Origin of the sequence: Roseibium sp. (assembly GCF_051016195.1) — a bacterium.
Taxonomy (GTDB): domain Bacteria; phylum Pseudomonadota; class Alphaproteobacteria; order Rhizobiales; family Stappiaceae; genus Roseibium.
Genome location: NZ_CP134616.1, coordinates 888,859 through 903,890 on the forward strand (window position 1 = coordinate 888,859; position 15,032 = coordinate 903,890).

The following is a 15,032-nucleotide window of genomic DNA, read 5'->3' on the forward strand; positions in this document are numbered from 1 at the left end:
ATTCAGGGAATTTGTGCAAATTCGGTGCAGGCCGATGGGATGCAGCCGATCCTGGAACCGACCCCGAGGCAGGGTCAGTGCCGAAGCCAAACAAAAAAGCCGCCCGGAGGGCGGCTTTTCGAAACCTGGCCAGATACCGGAAGGATCAGACCCGCCGTTCGACCATCATCTTCTTGATCTCGGCAATCGCCTTTGCCGGGTTCAGGCCTTTCGGGCAGGCCTGGGAGCAGTTCATGATCGTGTGGCAGCGATAGAGGCGAAAAGGATCTTCCAGGTTGTCCAGACGCTCGCCGGTCGCCTCGTCGCGGCTGTCGATCAGCCAGCGGTAGGCCTGCAGCAGGATCGCAGGGCCGAGATAGCGGTCACCGTTCCACCAGTAGCTCGGGCAGGAGGTGGAGCAGCAGGCGCACAGGATGCATTCGTAGAGCCCGTCCAGCTTGACCCGGTCCTCATGGGACTGCAGCCATTCCTTTTCCGGTGCCGGAGACACCGTCTGCAGCCAGGGTTCGATCGAGCGGTGCTGGGCATAGAAGCGCGTCAGGTCGGGCACGAGATCCTTGACCACAGCCATGTGCGGCAGCGGGTAGATCTTGACCACGTCGCCGGCAATCTCTTCCATGCCCTTGGTGCAGGCGAGAGTGTTGGTGCCGTCGATATTCATGGCGCATGACCCGCAAATGCCTTCGCGGCAGGACCGGCGGAAAGTCAGCGTCGGATCGATCTTGTTCTTGATGTAGATCAGGCCGTCGAGCACCATCGGACCGCAATCATCGGCATCGATGAAATAGGTGTCGACCCGCGGGTTGCGGCCGTCGTCCGGGTTCCAGCGGTAGATACGATATTCGCGCAGGTTTGTGGCGCCTTCCGGCTTGTCCCACACCTTGCCTTCCGTCACCGTGGAGTTCCGGGGTAGCGTCAGCTGAACCATCTCGTTACTGCTCCGCGTTGCGGCCCGCGCCATGCCTGTCCGGGCATGAGGGCCAAACGTCCTTTCGCTCAGGTGCTGAGTTCAAGGACCATGTTGTCATTCGTCCGGCCTGTTACCTCGTAGCCCCGGCTTGCCAGTTCGCTCAGGCAATCCTCGGACCAGTATGGCCGGCAATTTGTTTCAAGAAGGATCACGCGGGGCCACATGGCCTTGTCCGCGTGGCGAAGGAACGGCAGGACAACGCGGTCCTCATACCCTTCAACATCCACCTTGAGAATGTCGATCCGCTCAAGTCCCTGCTGATCCGTAATGTCGGTCAGCGGACGAACGGTCACATAGGTCTGGGTCCAGTCGCCCGCCCATTCGCCCGTGGTCAAGTCGGTCACGAAGGTGGCAAAACCGCAGTTGCTGGGCTCATGCCAAAGCGGCAACGTGTCTTCCCGGGATCCGACCGCGGAATTGACGACAGTCACGTTTTCCAGGTCGTTGGCGCGGACATTGAAGCTCAGCTTGTGCGCGGTTTGCGGATTGGCCTCGATGGCAACCACCGTCGCGCCATGCCGGGCAGCGAAAACGGCATAGGATCCAATGTTCGCTCCAACGTCGACGAAGACGGTTCCCTCTTGAAGGTGCGGCTCCAGCAGACCGTGTTCGGCGCGTTCCGGCAGCCGTCCCTTGGCGAGGATCTTGCGATCATCATAGTTCTCGCCTGGATAGATGCGGAATTTCAGGCCGTCCGCCTCAAGGTCGTACGGGCCCCTGAAAACCCGGGCGACCAAGCCGCGGATGCGCTTTCGCAATCCCCGTGACAGATCATGCCGGTCGGCCAGACGCCAGGCAGCCCGGACCAGCCGTTCGGCCGGATAGGTTCCGAACGGGCTTCTTGTGTCCAGAAGTGTCGCCGACTGGCTCACGCAGCGCGCTCCCTAGTAGACACGCGCTTTCGGCGCGATCTTTTTCGGGTCGATGCCCCCTTCCTCGAAGGTGGTCAGCGGATCGAGGACGACGGGCCGGTAGTCGAGCTTCACATCGCCCGCCTCATTGACCCAGGCCAGCGTGTGCTTGCGCCAGTTTTCGTCGTCCCGGCCGGAGAACGGCCCGTCCTTGAAATCTTCGCGCGCATGAGCGCCACGGCTTTCCTTGCGGGCCTCGGCGCCATAGACCGTGGTGATTGCATTCGCCATCAGGTTTTCCAGCTCCAGCGTTTCCACCAGATCGGAATTCCAGATCAGCGAGCGGTCCGAGACCTTCAGATCCTTCATGTCGCTCCAGATATCGCTCAGGCGCTTGCAGCCGGCTGCCAGGCTTTCCTGCGTGCGGAAAACGGCTGCGTCCTCCTGCATGGCGTGCTGCATCTTGTCACGCAGGTCCGCGGTCGGGATCGCGCCGCTGGCGTTGCGAAACTTGTCGAAGCGATCCATGATCATGTCGCAGGAGGCCTCGCTCGGAGATGGCGTTGCTTCTTTCGGGTCGACAACCTCGCCGGCCTTGATCGCTGCGGCACGGCCGAACACAACAAGGTCGATCAGCGAGTTCGAGCCGAGACGGTTGGCTCCGTGAACCGACGCGCAGCCGGCCTCGCCCACGGCCATCAGGCCTTCCTGGATGCGGTTCGGGTTCTTGCCGTCCGCGTTCAGGACTTCACCCCAATAGTTGGTCGGGATGCCGCCCATGTTGTAGTGAACCGTCGGCAGGACCGGGATCGGATCCTTGGTCACATCGACGCCGGCGAAGATCCGCGCGCTTTCCGAAATTCCCGGGAGGCGTTCGGCCAGAAGCGCCGGATCGAGGTGATCGAGATGAAGGAAGATGTGATCGCCCTTCTTGCCGACACCGCGGCCTTCGCGGATTTCCATGGTCATGCAGCGCGAGACAACATCCCGCGAGGCCAGGTCCTTCGCCGAAGGTGCGTAGCGCTCCATGAAACGCTCGCCTTCGGAGTTGACGAGATAACCGCCCTCGCCGCGCGCACCTTCGGTGATCAGGCAGCCGGAGCCGTAGATGCCGGTCGGGTGGAACTGGACGAATTCCATGTCCTGGAGCGGCAGTCCCGCGCGGGCAACCATGCCGCCGCCGTCGCCGGTGCAGGTATGGGCAGACGTCGCGGAGAAATAGGCTCGGCCGTATCCGCCGGTTGCCAGAACCACCATCTTGGCGGCAAAGCGATGCATCGTGCCGTCATCGAGGTTCCATGCGATCACGCCCTGGCAGACGCCGTCTTCGGACATGATCAGATCGAGGGCGAAATATTCGATGTAGAATTCGGCGTTGTGGCGCAGGGACTGGCCGTAGAGCGTGTGCAGGATGGCGTGACCGGTCCGGTCGGCCGCCGCGCAGGTGCGCTGCACGGGGGGCCCTTCGCCGTAATTCTGCATGTGCCCGCCGAAGGGGCGCTGATAGATCTTGCCTTCTTCGGTGCGTGAAAACGGCACACCGTAGTGCTCAAGCTCATAGACCGCCTTCGGGGCTTCGCGGGCAAGGTATTCCATGGCGTCGGTGTCGCCGAGCCAGTCGGAGCCCTTGACCGTGTCATACATGTGCCATTCCCAGCAGTCCGGCGTCATGTTGGTCAGAGACGCGGCAATGCCGCCCTGGGCCGCAACCGTGTGGGAACGCGTTGGAAACACCTTGGAGATGCAGGCCGTGCGCAGGCCCTGTTCGGCCATGCCGAGCGTTGCGCGCAGACCCGCGCCGCCGGCGCCGACAACAACCACGTCATAGGTGTGGTCGACGAATTCATAGGATTTGGCCATCCGGGTCAGCCTCCAAAGCCAATCTTGAGAACTGCGAAAATGCAGCCGAAGCCGATAAAGGCGCAGAAAAAGGTGTTTGCCATCAGCGTGAGGAACTTCAGCCCCTCACCGTGGATGTAATCTTCAATGATCACCTGCATGCCAAGCTTCATGTGATAGACACCGGAGAGAATGACCAGAAGGAACAGGATCGAAACCAGCGGGTTCTTCAGGGTTTCGATCACGTCGCCGTGGCTCGATCCCTGGATCGAAATCACAAGGATCACAAAGAAGCTGATCAGGACGACATTGGCGACGGCCGTGATGCGCTGCTTCCAGAAATGGTCCGTGCCTTCCTTGGCAGAACCCAGTCCGCGAACCTTGTTGAGAGGGGTGCGCATATCGCTCATGACACTCTCCTTAGCGAACCATGTAGCCGATGATCCACAGGATCAGCGTAAGTGAGACGGAACCGATGATCGTGGCCTTGGCAAGCCACTCGCGCGCATCCTTGCCGAAGCCGGCACCCATGTCCCAGATGAAGTGGCGCAGGCCTCCGAGCATGTGGTGCACAAGTGCCCAGGTGAAGCCAAACAGGATCAGCCGGCCGATGAACGAACCGTAGATTTCGTTGACGAAGTCGAAGTAGGACGGACCGGCAGCGGCAGCGATCAGCCACCACGCAAGGAGGATTGTCCCGAAATACAACGCCGCACCCGTGATGCGGTGCAGGATGGACATGACCATCGTCAGAATCGGCTTGTAGATCTGAAGATGGGGTGACAGCGGGCGATTGCCCCGCATATCGGCGTTCGACATGGAATTCCTCTCCCGTACGACGCTACCTTACGCTTACGCAAACGTAAGGAAATCAGTGCGTTGTCTAGAAAGGTTCTAGCGCCAAGAAGCCGTCGCGTCAAAACATCAAAAAGGAGAATCTGGAAAGTTACTTTGCCCTTTGTGGACTTAAATCGATCAGATCCCGGATTTTGCGTTCTGCGGCGCACAAAAATCTACACTTCCCAACGGATCAAAATTGCGTAACTCTCCCCTACGTCATCTTTATTCTGGTGACGTGGGGCCGCTGGCCGGCGGTAAAAGGAGCCGAATTTCATGAAGAAAGCAATCGCAGAATTTGTTGGAACTTTCACCCTTGTCCTGTTCGGGTGCGGCGCAGCCGTAATTGCCGGGATGGGAACCGGACCGACCGCTATCGATGTTCTGGGAATCGCCTTCGCGTTTGGCCTGTCCATCGTCGCGATGGCCTACGGGATCGGAATGATTTCAGGGTGCCATATCAATCCGGCCGTCAGCCTCGGTGTGTTCATGGCCGGCAAGATGCCAGCGAATGAACTCATCACCTACTGGATCGCTCAGGTCCTCGGTGCCCTGGCAGGCGCTGCGGTTCTTGCGATCATCCTGAGCGGCAAGGCCGAAGGCTGGGACGGCGGCCTTGGTCAGAACGGCTGGGGCGCAGGCAATTTCGGCGAATACAACATGCTCTCGGCACTCATTTTCGAGATCGTCGCGACCTTCCTGTTCCTCGTCTGCATTCTCGGCGTCACACAAAAGGGTGCGCCCGCGCATCTTGCCGGCCTGGCGATCGGTCTGACGCTTGTGGTTATCCACATCGTCGGGATCAACGTCACCGGCGTTTCCGTCAATCCGGCGCGATCTCTCGGTCCGGCGATTATCGGCGTTGCCAGCAACCCTGCTGCGCTTGGACAGGTCTGGCTCTTCATCGTCGCACCGCTGATCGGCGGCGCGGCTGCCGGTTTCCTGTTCAAGTCCGGCGTGCTTGCAGCGGATGAAGAAAGCTAGGGACATGCCCCTAGAAACCTGATCGGCGGCCGGAGCTGTTCCGGCTGCCAATCGTGCAGCGTGGCTCACCCGAAAACAGACCAGCCCGTCCGTTTTGCAAAGGTCTCCATGGCTTCCGTACCGAGCTTGGAATTGCCGTAACGGTTCAAACCAGGAGACCAAACGGCGATCGAAGCGCGTCCCGGTGAAATCACCAGGATCCCGCCACCAACGCCGCTTTTGCCGGGAAGCCCGACGCGAAAGGCGAAGTCGCCGGAGCCGTCATAGTGGCCACATGTCATCATCAGGGCGTTGATCCGGCGGCGGCGCTGGACGGCAACGAGGGCCGGAACGGTTTCCGCCTCGATCAGGAACCGTCCGGCGAGCGCCAGCTGGCGGCAACTCATCTCGATCGCGCATTGATGGCAGTAGGTGCCGAGCACCTTGTCGACATCGGAGCGCATGTTGCCGTGTGAGGCCAGATAGTGCGCGAGCGAAAAATTGCGGTGGCCGGTCACCAGCTCGGACTGTGCCACCTTTTCGTTGATGTGAATGCTGTCATCGTCGGCGGCAGCCCGAATGAAACGTATCAGTTCACCCAGTGCCTCCCGCGGGTTCGATCCCGCAAGATAGGTATCGGTCGTCACCAGTGCGCCCGCGTTGATGAACGGATTGCGCGGGATGCCGTCTTCCCGTTCGAGGAGCAGGATGGAATCGAAGGACAGCCCGGACGGCTCGCGCCCGACACGGTACCAGAGCTGGTCTCCGACACGGCCGAGGGCCAATGCAAGCGCGAACACCTTGGAAACGGACTGGATGGAAAACGGGACATCGGCGTCACCGGCAGTCAGGAGACGACCGTCTTCAAGCGCAACGGCCATGCCGAAATGATCCGGGTCGACGCTGGCAAGCTCGGGAATATAGGTGGCAACCTTGCCCTTGTCCGGACTGCCTGCAGCCGCCTCGGCGATTTCAAGCAACAAATCCTGCATTGTCTTCCTCCGGCGGGCGTTCGCGTAAATCCGCTTGCCCAGCGGCAGCAGTTCGTCAGATCGCCGCCCCGGATGCAAGCTTCTTGTAGAGATGCAGCATGAAGATGGTCGCAAAAATCGGCGTCACCAGATTGAGGATCGGAACGGCCAGCAGGCAGGCAATGATCAGACCGGCAAGGAATACCGTACCGCCGCGTGCGCGCCGGAACGCCCTGGCGTCGGCTGGCGGCAGGTAGCGCATGGCGGCGAATTCGAAGAATTCACGCCCCAGCAGATAACCGTTGACGACGAAGAACGCGACGAGATTGACGCCAGGCACCAGCAGAAGCAGCAGCGCAAAGAGGTTGCCGATGATCACGACACCGGTGAATTTGATGGTCTGGACCAGGGATTTGGAGAGCGGCAGGGCGCTGCCGGGACGATCTGCGGGGTAATCCCGCGCATCGACGATATCGGCGATGTCGTCCTGGAACAGACCTGCGAGAAGCGCCGATATAGGCGCGATCAGAAATCCGAGCACGAAGACCGCACCGATCCCGGTCAGGATCGAAATCGACCATTCCGTCCAGTTGATCCAGGCACTGCCGTCGCCCCATTCGGTGGCGGCAACGCCCAGAAGATGGCTGACGATGCCCTGCAGGGCGAGCCATATCACGATCAGGATCGCCAGCGTGAACCCCAGCATTTTCCAGAAAATTTTGCGAAACGGCTGCTCGAATACCTGCGACATGGCGCGGGAAGCTGCTTGGAACATGAAACCTTCAAGTCTTTGTGAGCGACAGCACCGACATAGGTGCGGGGATGGAAGCGTGCAAGAGACCGGGAGGTTCGCGACCCTAGGTGATGGTCTCATTTATGAGTCCATCACCTAGAACTGCGTCCGCGCCTTCAACGCTTGGGCCAGCGTTCCCTCGTCGAGATAATCGAGTTCGCCGCCGACAGGCACGCCATGGGCCAGCTTGGTGACGTTAACGCCGAGCGGCGCGAGCTGATCCATGATGTAGTGTGCCGTGGTCTGTCCCTCCACCGTCGCGCTGATGGCCAGAATGACTTCATTGAAGCTTTCGGACCCGCAGCGATCGATCAGTGAGGCAAGGTTCAGGTCCTCCGGGCCGACGCCGTCGAGAGGCGACAAGGTACCGCCAAGAACATGATAGCGTGCCTTGACGGCACCCGCCCGCTCCAATGCCCAGAGGTCGGCGACATCCTCAACGACAACGAGAACAGTCTCGTCACGTTTGGGATCGGAGCAGATGGTGCAGGGATCGGTGGTGTCGACAGTCCCGCAGATCGAACAGATGCCGATCTCGTTGACCGCGACACCCATCGCCTCGGAAAGCGGAACCAGCAACTGGTCCTTTTTCTTGATGAGATGCAGCGCGGCACGGCGAGCCGATCGCGGCCCGAGACCCGGCAGCTTTGCCAAGAGCTGGATCAGCCGCTCGATTTCCGGTCCCGCTACGCTCTTTTGTGCCATGTGCTCGTCTTCTTTGAGGGGATAGGGTACGGACCCATAAGTGAGGCCTTACCATAGAGACACGGAAACGCTTGCCTCCTCACCCGGATCTTGGACCCGACCTCCCCCGACGGGAGAGGTTATCCTTCTGATTCTGACAATTCCAGAAGCGGCCCCTTCTCACTCGGGAAAGAGGCGGGCTGAACGGCCGGATGAGGGGCAGATGCCCAGGTTGCCTTCACGAGCCTCGCTGCCGGAGGGCGAACCTCAAAACGGCAGTTTCATCCCGGCCGGAAGTCCGAGACCGCCCATGAGTTCCTGGGTCTTTTCCTGAATGGCCATTTCGACCTTCACCCGGGCATCAGTGTGGGCGGCCATGATCAGGTCTTCCAGAATCTCGCCTTCATCTTCCTTCAAAAGCGAGGGGTCGATCTTGAGTCCTTTCAGATCGCTCTTGCCGTTGAGGGTTACTTTCACGAGCCCGGCGCCCGCAACGCCCTCGACCTCGATATCGATGATCTGCTCCTGCAGAGAGCCCATCTGCTCCTGCATTTCCTTGGCCTGCTTCATCATCTTGAGGAAGTCCATGGGATCTCTCCTTGCAATCACTCAGGCGGGGTTCGCCCTTTGTCTGTTAATCTGGGGTCAGCATTTAGAAGAACAACCGCGTTCGATCAATCGTCTTCATCGTCGCCGAGGGCCTCGTTGAGCAACGGGTCGCTCACCATGGGATCGGCAAGGGCTGCTTCGTCTTCCTCGGTGACCTGCACCTTCACGTCGACAACCTTTGCCCCCGGAAACTGGCTGAGCAGGGCGGAGACCGTCGGGTGCGACTTGGCGTCGGAAAGGAGTTGCTGCTGATTGGCTTCCTGTTCCTCATGAATCGTCGGCCGGCCGTGCTCGCGGGAAACCACAACGAACCATCGCTGCCCTGTCCATTCGGTGAGCTTGCGCCCGAATTCGCCGGCAATATCGGCAGGCGCGTCGTCCGTTGGCTGGATTTCGATCTTGCCCGCTTGGAATTTCACCAGGCGCATCTGCCGCTGAATGGCAACCTTCATCGGGATGTCGCGCTTTTCCGAGGCCAGGGCGGCGCAATCGTGAAGGTTCTTCAGCGCGGACTGCGCCGATTCCGGCACTTGTTGCGGCTGCGTCTCGGCCTTGCCTGTAGCCGGTGCCTGTTTCGGCAGGCCCCCGCTTATCGCTGAAAGCTGCGGCCTTCCTGCCGCCTGCATCGACGGCGCACCTCCGCCATTGCCCGGGCCGGGGTCGCTGGCTGGCGGCGGCATGCCAACCGCCATTGCCTGAGCGCCGCCGCCGGAAGGTCCTGACCCATGACCGGCCTGCCCAGCGGGACCAGATGCTGGCGCCAGCGGATTTTGCCCGTTCTTGACCTGAGACAGCAGTTCGCCCGGATCCGGCAGGTCGATTGCATAGGCAAGCCGCACCAGCACCATGTCGGCAGCCTGAAGGGGCTTGGACGCGGTCTGGACTTCCTGAACGCCTTTCAACAGGATCTGCCAGGCGCGTGACAGCAGGCGCACGGAAATCTTTTCGGCAAACTCCTTGCCGCGCGCCCGTTCGGCTTCCGTCACCGTGGCCTCGTCCGCCGATTTGGGTGCCACTTTCATGCGGGTGACCAGATGGGTAAAGTCCGCCAGATCCGTCAGGACGATCGCCGGGTCGGCACCGACCTCATACTGGGCCTGAAGTTCGGCCAGTGCCTCCTCGATGCTGCCCGACATGAGATGTCCGAAAAGGTCAATGACACGCGCCCTGTCGGCAAGGCCCAGCATCTGACGCAGATCATCTGCCTCGATCGCACCGGTTCCATGCGCCATGGCCTGATCGAGCAGGGATAGCGAATCGCGCGCAGACCCCTCTCCGGCCCGGGCGATCAGCAGCAGCGCCTCATCGGAAATCCGGTTGTTCTCTGCGTCGGAGATCCGGCGCAGCAGGCCGATCATCTTGGACTGGTCGATGCGTCTGAGATCAAACCGCTGACACCGCGACAGGACCGTGATCGGCACCTTGCGGATCTCGGTCGTCGCGAAAATGAACTTCACATGCTCGGGCGGTTCCTCGAGCGTCTTCAGCAACCCGTTGAAGGCAGCGTTGGACAGCATGTGGACTTCGTCGATGATGTAGACCTTGTAACGCGCAGTCGCCGGACGGTAGCGCGCGGCGTCGATGATCTCGCGGATGTCGTTGATGCCCGTGTGGGAGGCCGCATCCATTTCGATCACGTCGACATGACGACCTTCCATGATCGCCTTGCAATGAGTGCCTTCCCGCTCAAGTTTAACGGTCGGTTTTTCCGCTTCTCCAGGCACTTCATAATTGAGCCCCCGCGCCAGGATCCGCGCGGTGGTCGTCTTGCCGACACCACGCACACCGGTCAGCATCCAGGCCTGGGCAATCCGTCCGGTTTCAAACGCGTTTTCCAGCGTCTGCACCATCGGCTCCTGACCAACCAGATCCTCGAAGTTCTTCGGGCGATACTTACGGGCCAGAACACGGTACGCACCGTCCTGGCCGTGAGTGCCAGACTCAGAATTGCTGTTGGTCGCCGGTGCGGGTGCACCTTCCTGCGGAAAACCTGACTCGTCCATGAGCGGCACCATACCGTCTTTTTCGAGAATGGGGACGGCAAGATTGCGTTTTTCTGTGAAATGCGGATCGGCGTGTGCAACCACCGTCGCAGGTGCCATTTTGGCCGGCACAAACAAACACGCCGCCCGAAGGCGGCGGCTGCGCATGAATGCATCATGCGAGCGGGTGGGAGGCTGGCACGGCGACCCGTGCCGAGGCTCGTTAGGGCTGCTTCCTTCCGGACCTGACCCGGTTGGCGAGTGGCTCGTCCACCACCAACCTCCCGAGCGCCTTATATCAGATGCCCCCTGGGGTTTGGCAAGAGGCCACCAGAGGTTTTTTGTTCGCCGGGGAAATGGCTGCGTCAGGGGCGCAGCGTCGCCAGTTTCAGGCCAAATCCCATGAACACCAGACCGGTTATGCCTTTCAGCCAGCGCTGAAAGGCCGGGCTTCCCGCAGCCTTCGTGACACGGGAGAGCAGCAGCACCATTGCGCCGAACCATAGGACGTTGATAAGCGCGTGGGCGGCAACCAGTGAGAACGCAGCCGCAACAGCGCCCGCGCCTTCGGGAATAAACTGCGGAAAGGCGGCGAGATAGAACATGGAAACCTTCGGGTTCAGCGCGTTGGTCAAAAACCCCTCGCCAAGGGCCCGGACCATGGTACGCCGGCGCCGGGCCGGGGCAACGGGACCGGTTGCAAGCACGCGCCCCGTCAGGGCATCGCGCAGCGCTTTCAAGCCGATCCACACCAGATACACCGCCCCCAGCATCTTGACGACGAAGAACGCCTCCGCGGAATGCACCAGGATGACAGAGATGCCCAGGATCGACAGCGTTCCATGCAGGAAAAACGCGCCGACGAAACCGGCAATGTTGAAGGCGGCCGCGCTTTTTCCGGATGTCGGCACGGTTTTCGCGATGAGAACACCATTTGGCCCGGGCGACATGACCAGGAGTGCGGCAACAAGGGCAAAACTGAGAAGCGTTTCAAGTGGCATGGCAAAATCCGGAATTGGCGCGGCAGCGGAATTTTTTGCGAAAACTGGTTCGCTTCGCAAGCAATCTACCCATATGCTGGGCGAAAGCAATTTGGCGGGCCCGTGAACTTCGTGCGTCCGTCGACCGAAGCGACCGGATATCCGACCATGACTTCCTTTGCCATTAATCCGCGCCTTGAAGGCGACAGCCTTTTCGTCGCCGATCTGCCATTGTCGGCGGTGCGGCTGATGAAGGATGCCAACTACCCGTGGCTGCTGCTCGTGCCGCGCAAATCCGACCTGGTTGAAATCATCGATCTCGACAACAGCGACCAGATGCAGCTGATGCGGGAAATTTCGCTTGCCAGCACAGCTCTGCGAAAGGTAACGGAATGCGAAAAGCTGAATGTCGGCGCACTCGGCAACCAGGTGCCGCAGCTTCATGTGCATGTCATCGCCCGGTTTCGCGATGACAGTGCCTGGCCAGGTCCTGTCTGGGGCGTCGTTCCGCCACGGGACTATGAGCCGGAGCATGCCGACAGGCTGATCGAGGAGCTCAGGGACGCTCTCACCGTCACGCAATAGGCCCGCTGGACACACCATCCGCGCGGCTCTACAGTCCGCGCGAACTATTTCCTGCCCAAAAATTTTCAGGGACACCACTATGCGACCAGCCGCCGCCAGTCTCCAGGCAATGGAGATGAGCTTTATCGACAATACCCTCGACAGGCAGTCGGAACGGCGCGGAGAAAGCAGCTACCTGAAGGGCCTGCTCGAACGACCCGAAACGCGGATCGTGCTGTCAACGGACAAGACGCTGGTGTTTCAGGGTGGAGCGGACAAAGGCATAGGGCACGCGTTCAATGCGGCGCTGGCGCTCGGTGCAAGCGCGGACGAGATGGTGTTCCTCGGCCTTCGACCGGAAAGCGGACAGCCGCTGTTCGCAACAACATTGCCCCATGGTGACGACGATCTGGAGGCAAGGGAAGACCTGCTCGTTCAGGACCTGCGCAATCTTGCTCTCCAGAATGCCTTTTCGGCAGAGGACCTCAGTGTCCTGGCCCAGGCACGCGCGCTCATACACTGGCACAGGACCCACCAGCACTGCTCGCGCTGCGGTGCCAAGACCCACATGGCCGAAGGCGGATACCGGCGCGACTGCCCGTCCTGCGGCGCGCCTCATTTCCCGCGCACAGACCCGTGTGTGATCATGTTGATCACACACGAAAACCGGGCTTTGCTCGGGCGGCCCGCACGTTTGCCGGAAGGTGTTTACACCACTCTGGCCGGTTTCATGGAACCGGGGGAAACCATCGAGGCGGCTGTCAGGCGCGAAGTGTTCGAGGAAAGCAGGATCCGGGTCGGCGACGTTTCTCTTGTCTCCAACCAACCCTGGCCTTTCCCGGCCAATCTCATGCTTGGCTGCATCGGCACCGCCACCTCTTTCGAAATCGAGATTGCCGATGACGAACTTGAGGCCTGCAAATGGTGCGACCGGGACGAAGTGCGCCAGATGATCGACGGCACGCATCCGGAGGAACACCGGATACCGCCATCGATCTCGATCGCCTACGAGCTGATCGTCGGCTGGCTCGAGGACCGTATCTGATGACCTGGTGCATTTACCTGACTCATCCTGAAGTCGCCATCGACCCGGCGGTCCCGGTTCCTGACTGGGGGCTTTCGGAGATTGGCCGAGTGCGCGCACAAAAGGCGGCCGAGCTTGCCTTTGCTTCCGGGATCGGAGCGGTCGTTTCCAGCGGCGAAAAAAAGGCCATCGAGACCGCTGCGTTTTTTGCCGCACACCGCAACATCACGCCGCTCGTGCGTGAGGACCTGCATGAGAACGACAGATCGGCAACCGGCTTTCTGCCTCCTGCCGAATTCGAGGCGGTTGCCGATCAGTTCTTCGCCGAGCCCACTATCTCCGTCCGCGGCTGGGAACGCGCGGTCGACGCGCAGGCGCGTATTGTGGACGGTGTCCGGGACGTGCTTTCAGGCATCGCACCCGAGATGCCGGTTCTCTTTGCCGGTCACGGCGCGGCGGGCACACTGCTGATGTGCCATCTCATGGGTTCGGCGATATCGAGATCACACGATCAAAAGCGCGGCGGCAGCTGGTACCGGTTCGAAAAAGACTGGCTCATGACACAGGCGGCTGATGATTTGGGCTGGATTGAGGTTTGAAGCCGGTCGGACTTCGGCGCGCATCGTGGTAAGCTCGCCGCCGAGATTCAATTGCTGGAGCCTGCCGTGATCCGAGGTCTGACACTTGCCCTTGCCGCGCTGTTGATTTCACATGTTGCCCTGACAGGCACGGCATATGCCGGAAAATATGATGCCCAGTTTCGCCAGTTTCTGAACGACACCGTCATCCCGGAGGCCAGACGAGCAGGCATTTCCCAATCGACCCTCGATAGGGAACTGGCCGGGCTCACGCCGGATACGTCGCTGCCCGGCCTTGTCGGACCTGGCGGCAAGGGCGCTCCGCCCAAGGTCAATTTCCAGGCCGAATTCCGCTCGCCGCAGCGGTATTTCCGGGACAGCCAGTTCAACTCGCTCGTTCCCGGCGGGCGACGCCTGATGCAGAAGCACGCCGCGCCGCTTCAAAGGATCGAAGCAAAGTACGGTGTACCCAAGCGCATCATCCTGGCGATCTGGGCCCGTGAATCGGGCTATGGCGGCGCCAAGATCCCGCATGACGCCCTGCGGGTGCTGGCAACGCAGGCGTTTATGGGCCAGCGTGCCGACTTCTTCAAAGACGAACTGATCGCTGCCCTCAAAATTCTGCAGAATGGCGACGTGTCGCGCGGTGCGATGCGCAGTTCCTGGGGCGGGGCCATGGGGCAACCGCAATTCCTGCCGTCTTCCTACCTGAAATATGCCGTCGACTTCGACGGCGATGGCAAACGCAACATCTGGATGTCCCAAGTCGACACCATGGCGTCGATCGCCAACTACCTGGCTGCGCACGGGTGGCAGAAGGGACGCGACTGGGGCTACGAAGTTGTCCTCCCGGAAACCGTTTCGTGTACCCGCGAGGGCCCTGACAATCGTCAGGAAATCTCCAGGTTTGTCGGCGAGGGCGTCAAGCGCGTCAGCGGAAAACCCTTCCCGGACCACGAGATCAACCGTCCGGGCAACATTCTGCTGCCTGCCGGCCGCTACGGCCCGGCATTCATCGCCACGGAAAATTTCTATGTCCTCAAGGAGTACAACGAAAGCGACACCTACGCGCTTTTCGTCGGCCACCTTGCGGACCGCTATGGCAGCAACAAACCATTTGTCGCCGGCTGGAAACCGATGAAGGACACAACGCGCGGAGCTGTGCGCAACCTCCAGGTCCGCCTTGAAGGTCTCGGCCATGATGTCGGCGGCGCCGACGGTCTGATCGGCTTCAAGACACGCCGGTCAATCGGCAAGGACCAGGAGAAGAACGGTTTCTTTGCGACCTGTTGGGTTGGGTGAAATTAGCCTTAAGTAAGCTTTTACAAACGCAAATAATATCCGACCATCGCTAAATGATTCAGTAATGAGACTCATGTAAAATTAG

General features: G+C 60.6%; 16 protein-coding genes and 1 other RNA gene. 5 read left to right on the plus strand and 12 right to left on the minus strand.

Going from position 1 to position 15,032, the window contains the following annotated elements:
- Nucleotides 1-145: 145 nt before the first annotated feature.
- The 5 genes from RDA78_RS04065 to sdhC form a co-directional block, all read right to left on the minus strand.
- Nucleotides 146-928, minus strand: coding sequence for a succinate dehydrogenase iron-sulfur subunit (locus RDA78_RS04065; RefSeq protein ID WP_306142528.1), 783 nt, complete (start codon nt 926-928; stop codon nt 146-148).
- Between the two features lie 68 nt (nt 929-996).
- Entirely contained in the window at nt 997-1,842 is an 846-nt protein-coding gene (locus RDA78_RS04070; RefSeq protein WP_434054082.1) for an FkbM family methyltransferase, read from the minus strand.
- 12 nt (nt 1,843-1,854) lie between these two features.
- Entirely contained in the window at nt 1,855-3,681 is a 1,827-nt protein-coding gene (sdhA, locus tag RDA78_RS04075; RefSeq protein ID WP_434054083.1) for a succinate dehydrogenase flavoprotein subunit, read from the minus strand.
- 5 nt (nt 3,682-3,686) lie between these two features.
- Nucleotides 3,687-4,070 carry a succinate dehydrogenase, hydrophobic membrane anchor protein gene (sdhD, locus tag RDA78_RS04080; protein ID WP_434054084.1) on the minus strand — a complete coding sequence of 128 codons (384 nt, stop codon included), beginning with the start codon at nt 4,068-4,070 and terminating at the stop codon, nt 3,687-3,689.
- 10 nt (nt 4,071-4,080) lie between these two features.
- Entirely contained in the window at nt 4,081-4,479 is a 399-nt protein-coding gene (gene sdhC / locus RDA78_RS04085; protein WP_434054085.1) for a succinate dehydrogenase, cytochrome b556 subunit, read from the minus strand.
- Between the two features lie 294 nt (nt 4,480-4,773).
- On the opposite strand from sdhC, the gene RDA78_RS04090 reads away from it, so the two are divergent.
- Nucleotides 4,774-5,481: an MIP family channel protein gene (locus RDA78_RS04090; RefSeq protein ID WP_434054086.1), complete on the plus strand. Its 708-nt coding sequence runs from the start codon at nt 4,774-4,776 to the stop codon at nt 5,479-5,481.
- A gap of 65 nt (nt 5,482-5,546) precedes the next feature.
- Here RDA78_RS04090 and RDA78_RS04095 read toward each other — a convergent pair whose 3' ends face one another.
- From RDA78_RS04095 to RDA78_RS04125, 7 genes are all read right to left on the minus strand, one after another.
- Nucleotides 5,547-6,452, minus strand: a complete 906-nt coding sequence (locus RDA78_RS04095) for a glutaminase (protein WP_434054087.1) — start codon at nt 6,450-6,452, stop codon at nt 5,547-5,549.
- 55 nt (nt 6,453-6,507) lie between these two features.
- The gene (locus RDA78_RS04100) at nt 6,508-7,206 is read right to left on the minus strand and encodes a sulfate transporter family protein (RefSeq protein WP_434054088.1); all 699 of its coding nucleotides are present in this window, start codon (nt 7,204-7,206) and stop codon (nt 6,508-6,510) included.
- A 114-nt stretch (nt 7,207-7,320) separates the two neighbouring features.
- Complete coding sequence (gene recR / locus RDA78_RS04105; RefSeq protein ID WP_434054089.1) at nt 7,321-7,929, minus strand: recombination mediator RecR; 609 nt, start codon at nt 7,927-7,929, stop codon at nt 7,321-7,323.
- A 246-nt stretch (nt 7,930-8,175) separates the two neighbouring features.
- Entirely contained in the window at nt 8,176-8,496 is a 321-nt protein-coding gene (locus RDA78_RS04110; RefSeq protein WP_434054090.1) for a YbaB/EbfC family nucleoid-associated protein, read from the minus strand.
- An 86-nt stretch (nt 8,497-8,582) separates the two neighbouring features.
- Nucleotides 8,583-10,520, minus strand: coding sequence for a DNA polymerase III subunit gamma/tau (locus RDA78_RS04115; RefSeq protein ID WP_434056096.1), 1,938 nt, complete (start codon nt 10,518-10,520; stop codon nt 8,583-8,585).
- Nucleotides 10,521-10,686: 166 nt separating this feature from the next.
- Nucleotides 10,687-10,784: signal recognition particle sRNA small type (gene ffs, locus RDA78_RS04120), an RNA gene on the minus strand.
- An 80-nt stretch (nt 10,785-10,864) separates the two neighbouring features.
- Nucleotides 10,865-11,500 carry a LysE family translocator gene (locus tag RDA78_RS04125; protein ID WP_434054091.1) on the minus strand — a complete coding sequence of 212 codons (636 nt, stop codon included), beginning with the start codon at nt 11,498-11,500 and terminating at the stop codon, nt 10,865-10,867.
- A 147-nt stretch (nt 11,501-11,647) separates the two neighbouring features.
- Here RDA78_RS04125 and RDA78_RS04130 point away from each other — a divergent pair, with 147 nt between their 5' ends.
- From RDA78_RS04130 to RDA78_RS04145, 4 genes are all read left to right on the plus strand, one after another.
- A complete protein-coding gene (locus RDA78_RS04130; protein WP_434054092.1) occupies nt 11,648-12,064 on the plus strand; it encodes an HIT domain-containing protein in 417 nt (138 codons plus the stop codon).
- Nucleotides 12,065-12,143: 79 nt separating this feature from the next.
- Nucleotides 12,144-13,088 (plus strand): NAD(+) diphosphatase, encoded by a 945-nt coding sequence (gene nudC / locus RDA78_RS04135; protein WP_434054093.1) that lies wholly within the window; start codon nt 12,144-12,146, stop codon nt 13,086-13,088.
- Nucleotides 13,088-13,666, plus strand: a complete 579-nt coding sequence (locus tag RDA78_RS04140; protein ID WP_434054094.1) for a histidine phosphatase family protein — start codon at nt 13,088-13,090, stop codon at nt 13,664-13,666. The genes nudC and RDA78_RS04140 overlap by 1 nt, the downstream gene beginning before the upstream one ends.
- Nucleotides 13,667-13,735: 69 nt before the next feature.
- Complete coding sequence (locus RDA78_RS04145; protein WP_434056097.1) at nt 13,736-14,947, plus strand: lytic murein transglycosylase; 1,212 nt, start codon at nt 13,736-13,738, stop codon at nt 14,945-14,947.
- Nucleotides 14,948-15,032: the final 85 nt, after the last annotated feature.

Coding starts and splice junctions, on each gene's coding strand:
- RDA78_RS04095 (WP_434054087.1), bottom strand. CDS start 6,452: ATGCAGGATTTGTTGCTTGAAATCGCCGAGGCGGCTGCAGGCAGTCCG.
- RDA78_RS04090 (WP_434054086.1), top strand. CDS start 4,774: ATGAAGAAAGCAATCGCAGAATTTGTTGGAACTTTCACCCTTGTCCTG.
- RDA78_RS04110 (WP_434054090.1), bottom strand. CDS start 8,496: ATGGACTTCCTCAAGATGATGAAGCAGGCCAAGGAAATGCAGGAGCAG.
- RDA78_RS04115 (WP_434056096.1), bottom strand. CDS start 10,520: ATGGACGAGTCAGGTTTTCCGCAGGAAGGTGCACCCGCACCGGCGACC.
- RDA78_RS04130 (WP_434054092.1), top strand. CDS start 11,648: ATGACTTCCTTTGCCATTAATCCGCGCCTTGAAGGCGACAGCCTTTTC.
- RDA78_RS04125 (WP_434054091.1), bottom strand. CDS start 11,500: ATGCCACTTGAAACGCTTCTCAGTTTTGCCCTTGTTGCCGCACTCCTG.
- recR (WP_434054089.1), bottom strand. CDS start 7,929: ATGGCACAAAAGAGCGTAGCGGGACCGGAAATCGAGCGGCTGATCCAG.
- sdhD (WP_434054084.1), bottom strand. CDS start 4,070: ATGAGCGATATGCGCACCCCTCTCAACAAGGTTCGCGGACTGGGTTCT.
- RDA78_RS04140 (WP_434054094.1), top strand. CDS start 13,088: ATGACCTGGTGCATTTACCTGACTCATCCTGAAGTCGCCATCGACCCG.
- nudC (WP_434054093.1), top strand. CDS start 12,144: ATGCGACCAGCCGCCGCCAGTCTCCAGGCAATGGAGATGAGCTTTATC.
- sdhA (WP_434054083.1), bottom strand. CDS start 3,681: ATGGCCAAATCCTATGAATTCGTCGACCACACCTATGACGTGGTTGTT.
- RDA78_RS04065 (WP_306142528.1), bottom strand. CDS start 928: ATGGTTCAGCTGACGCTACCCCGGAACTCCACGGTGACGGAAGGCAAG.
- sdhC (WP_434054085.1), bottom strand. CDS start 4,479: ATGTCGAACGCCGATATGCGGGGCAATCGCCCGCTGTCACCCCATCTT.
- RDA78_RS04100 (WP_434054088.1), bottom strand. CDS start 7,206: ATGTTCCAAGCAGCTTCCCGCGCCATGTCGCAGGTATTCGAGCAGCCG.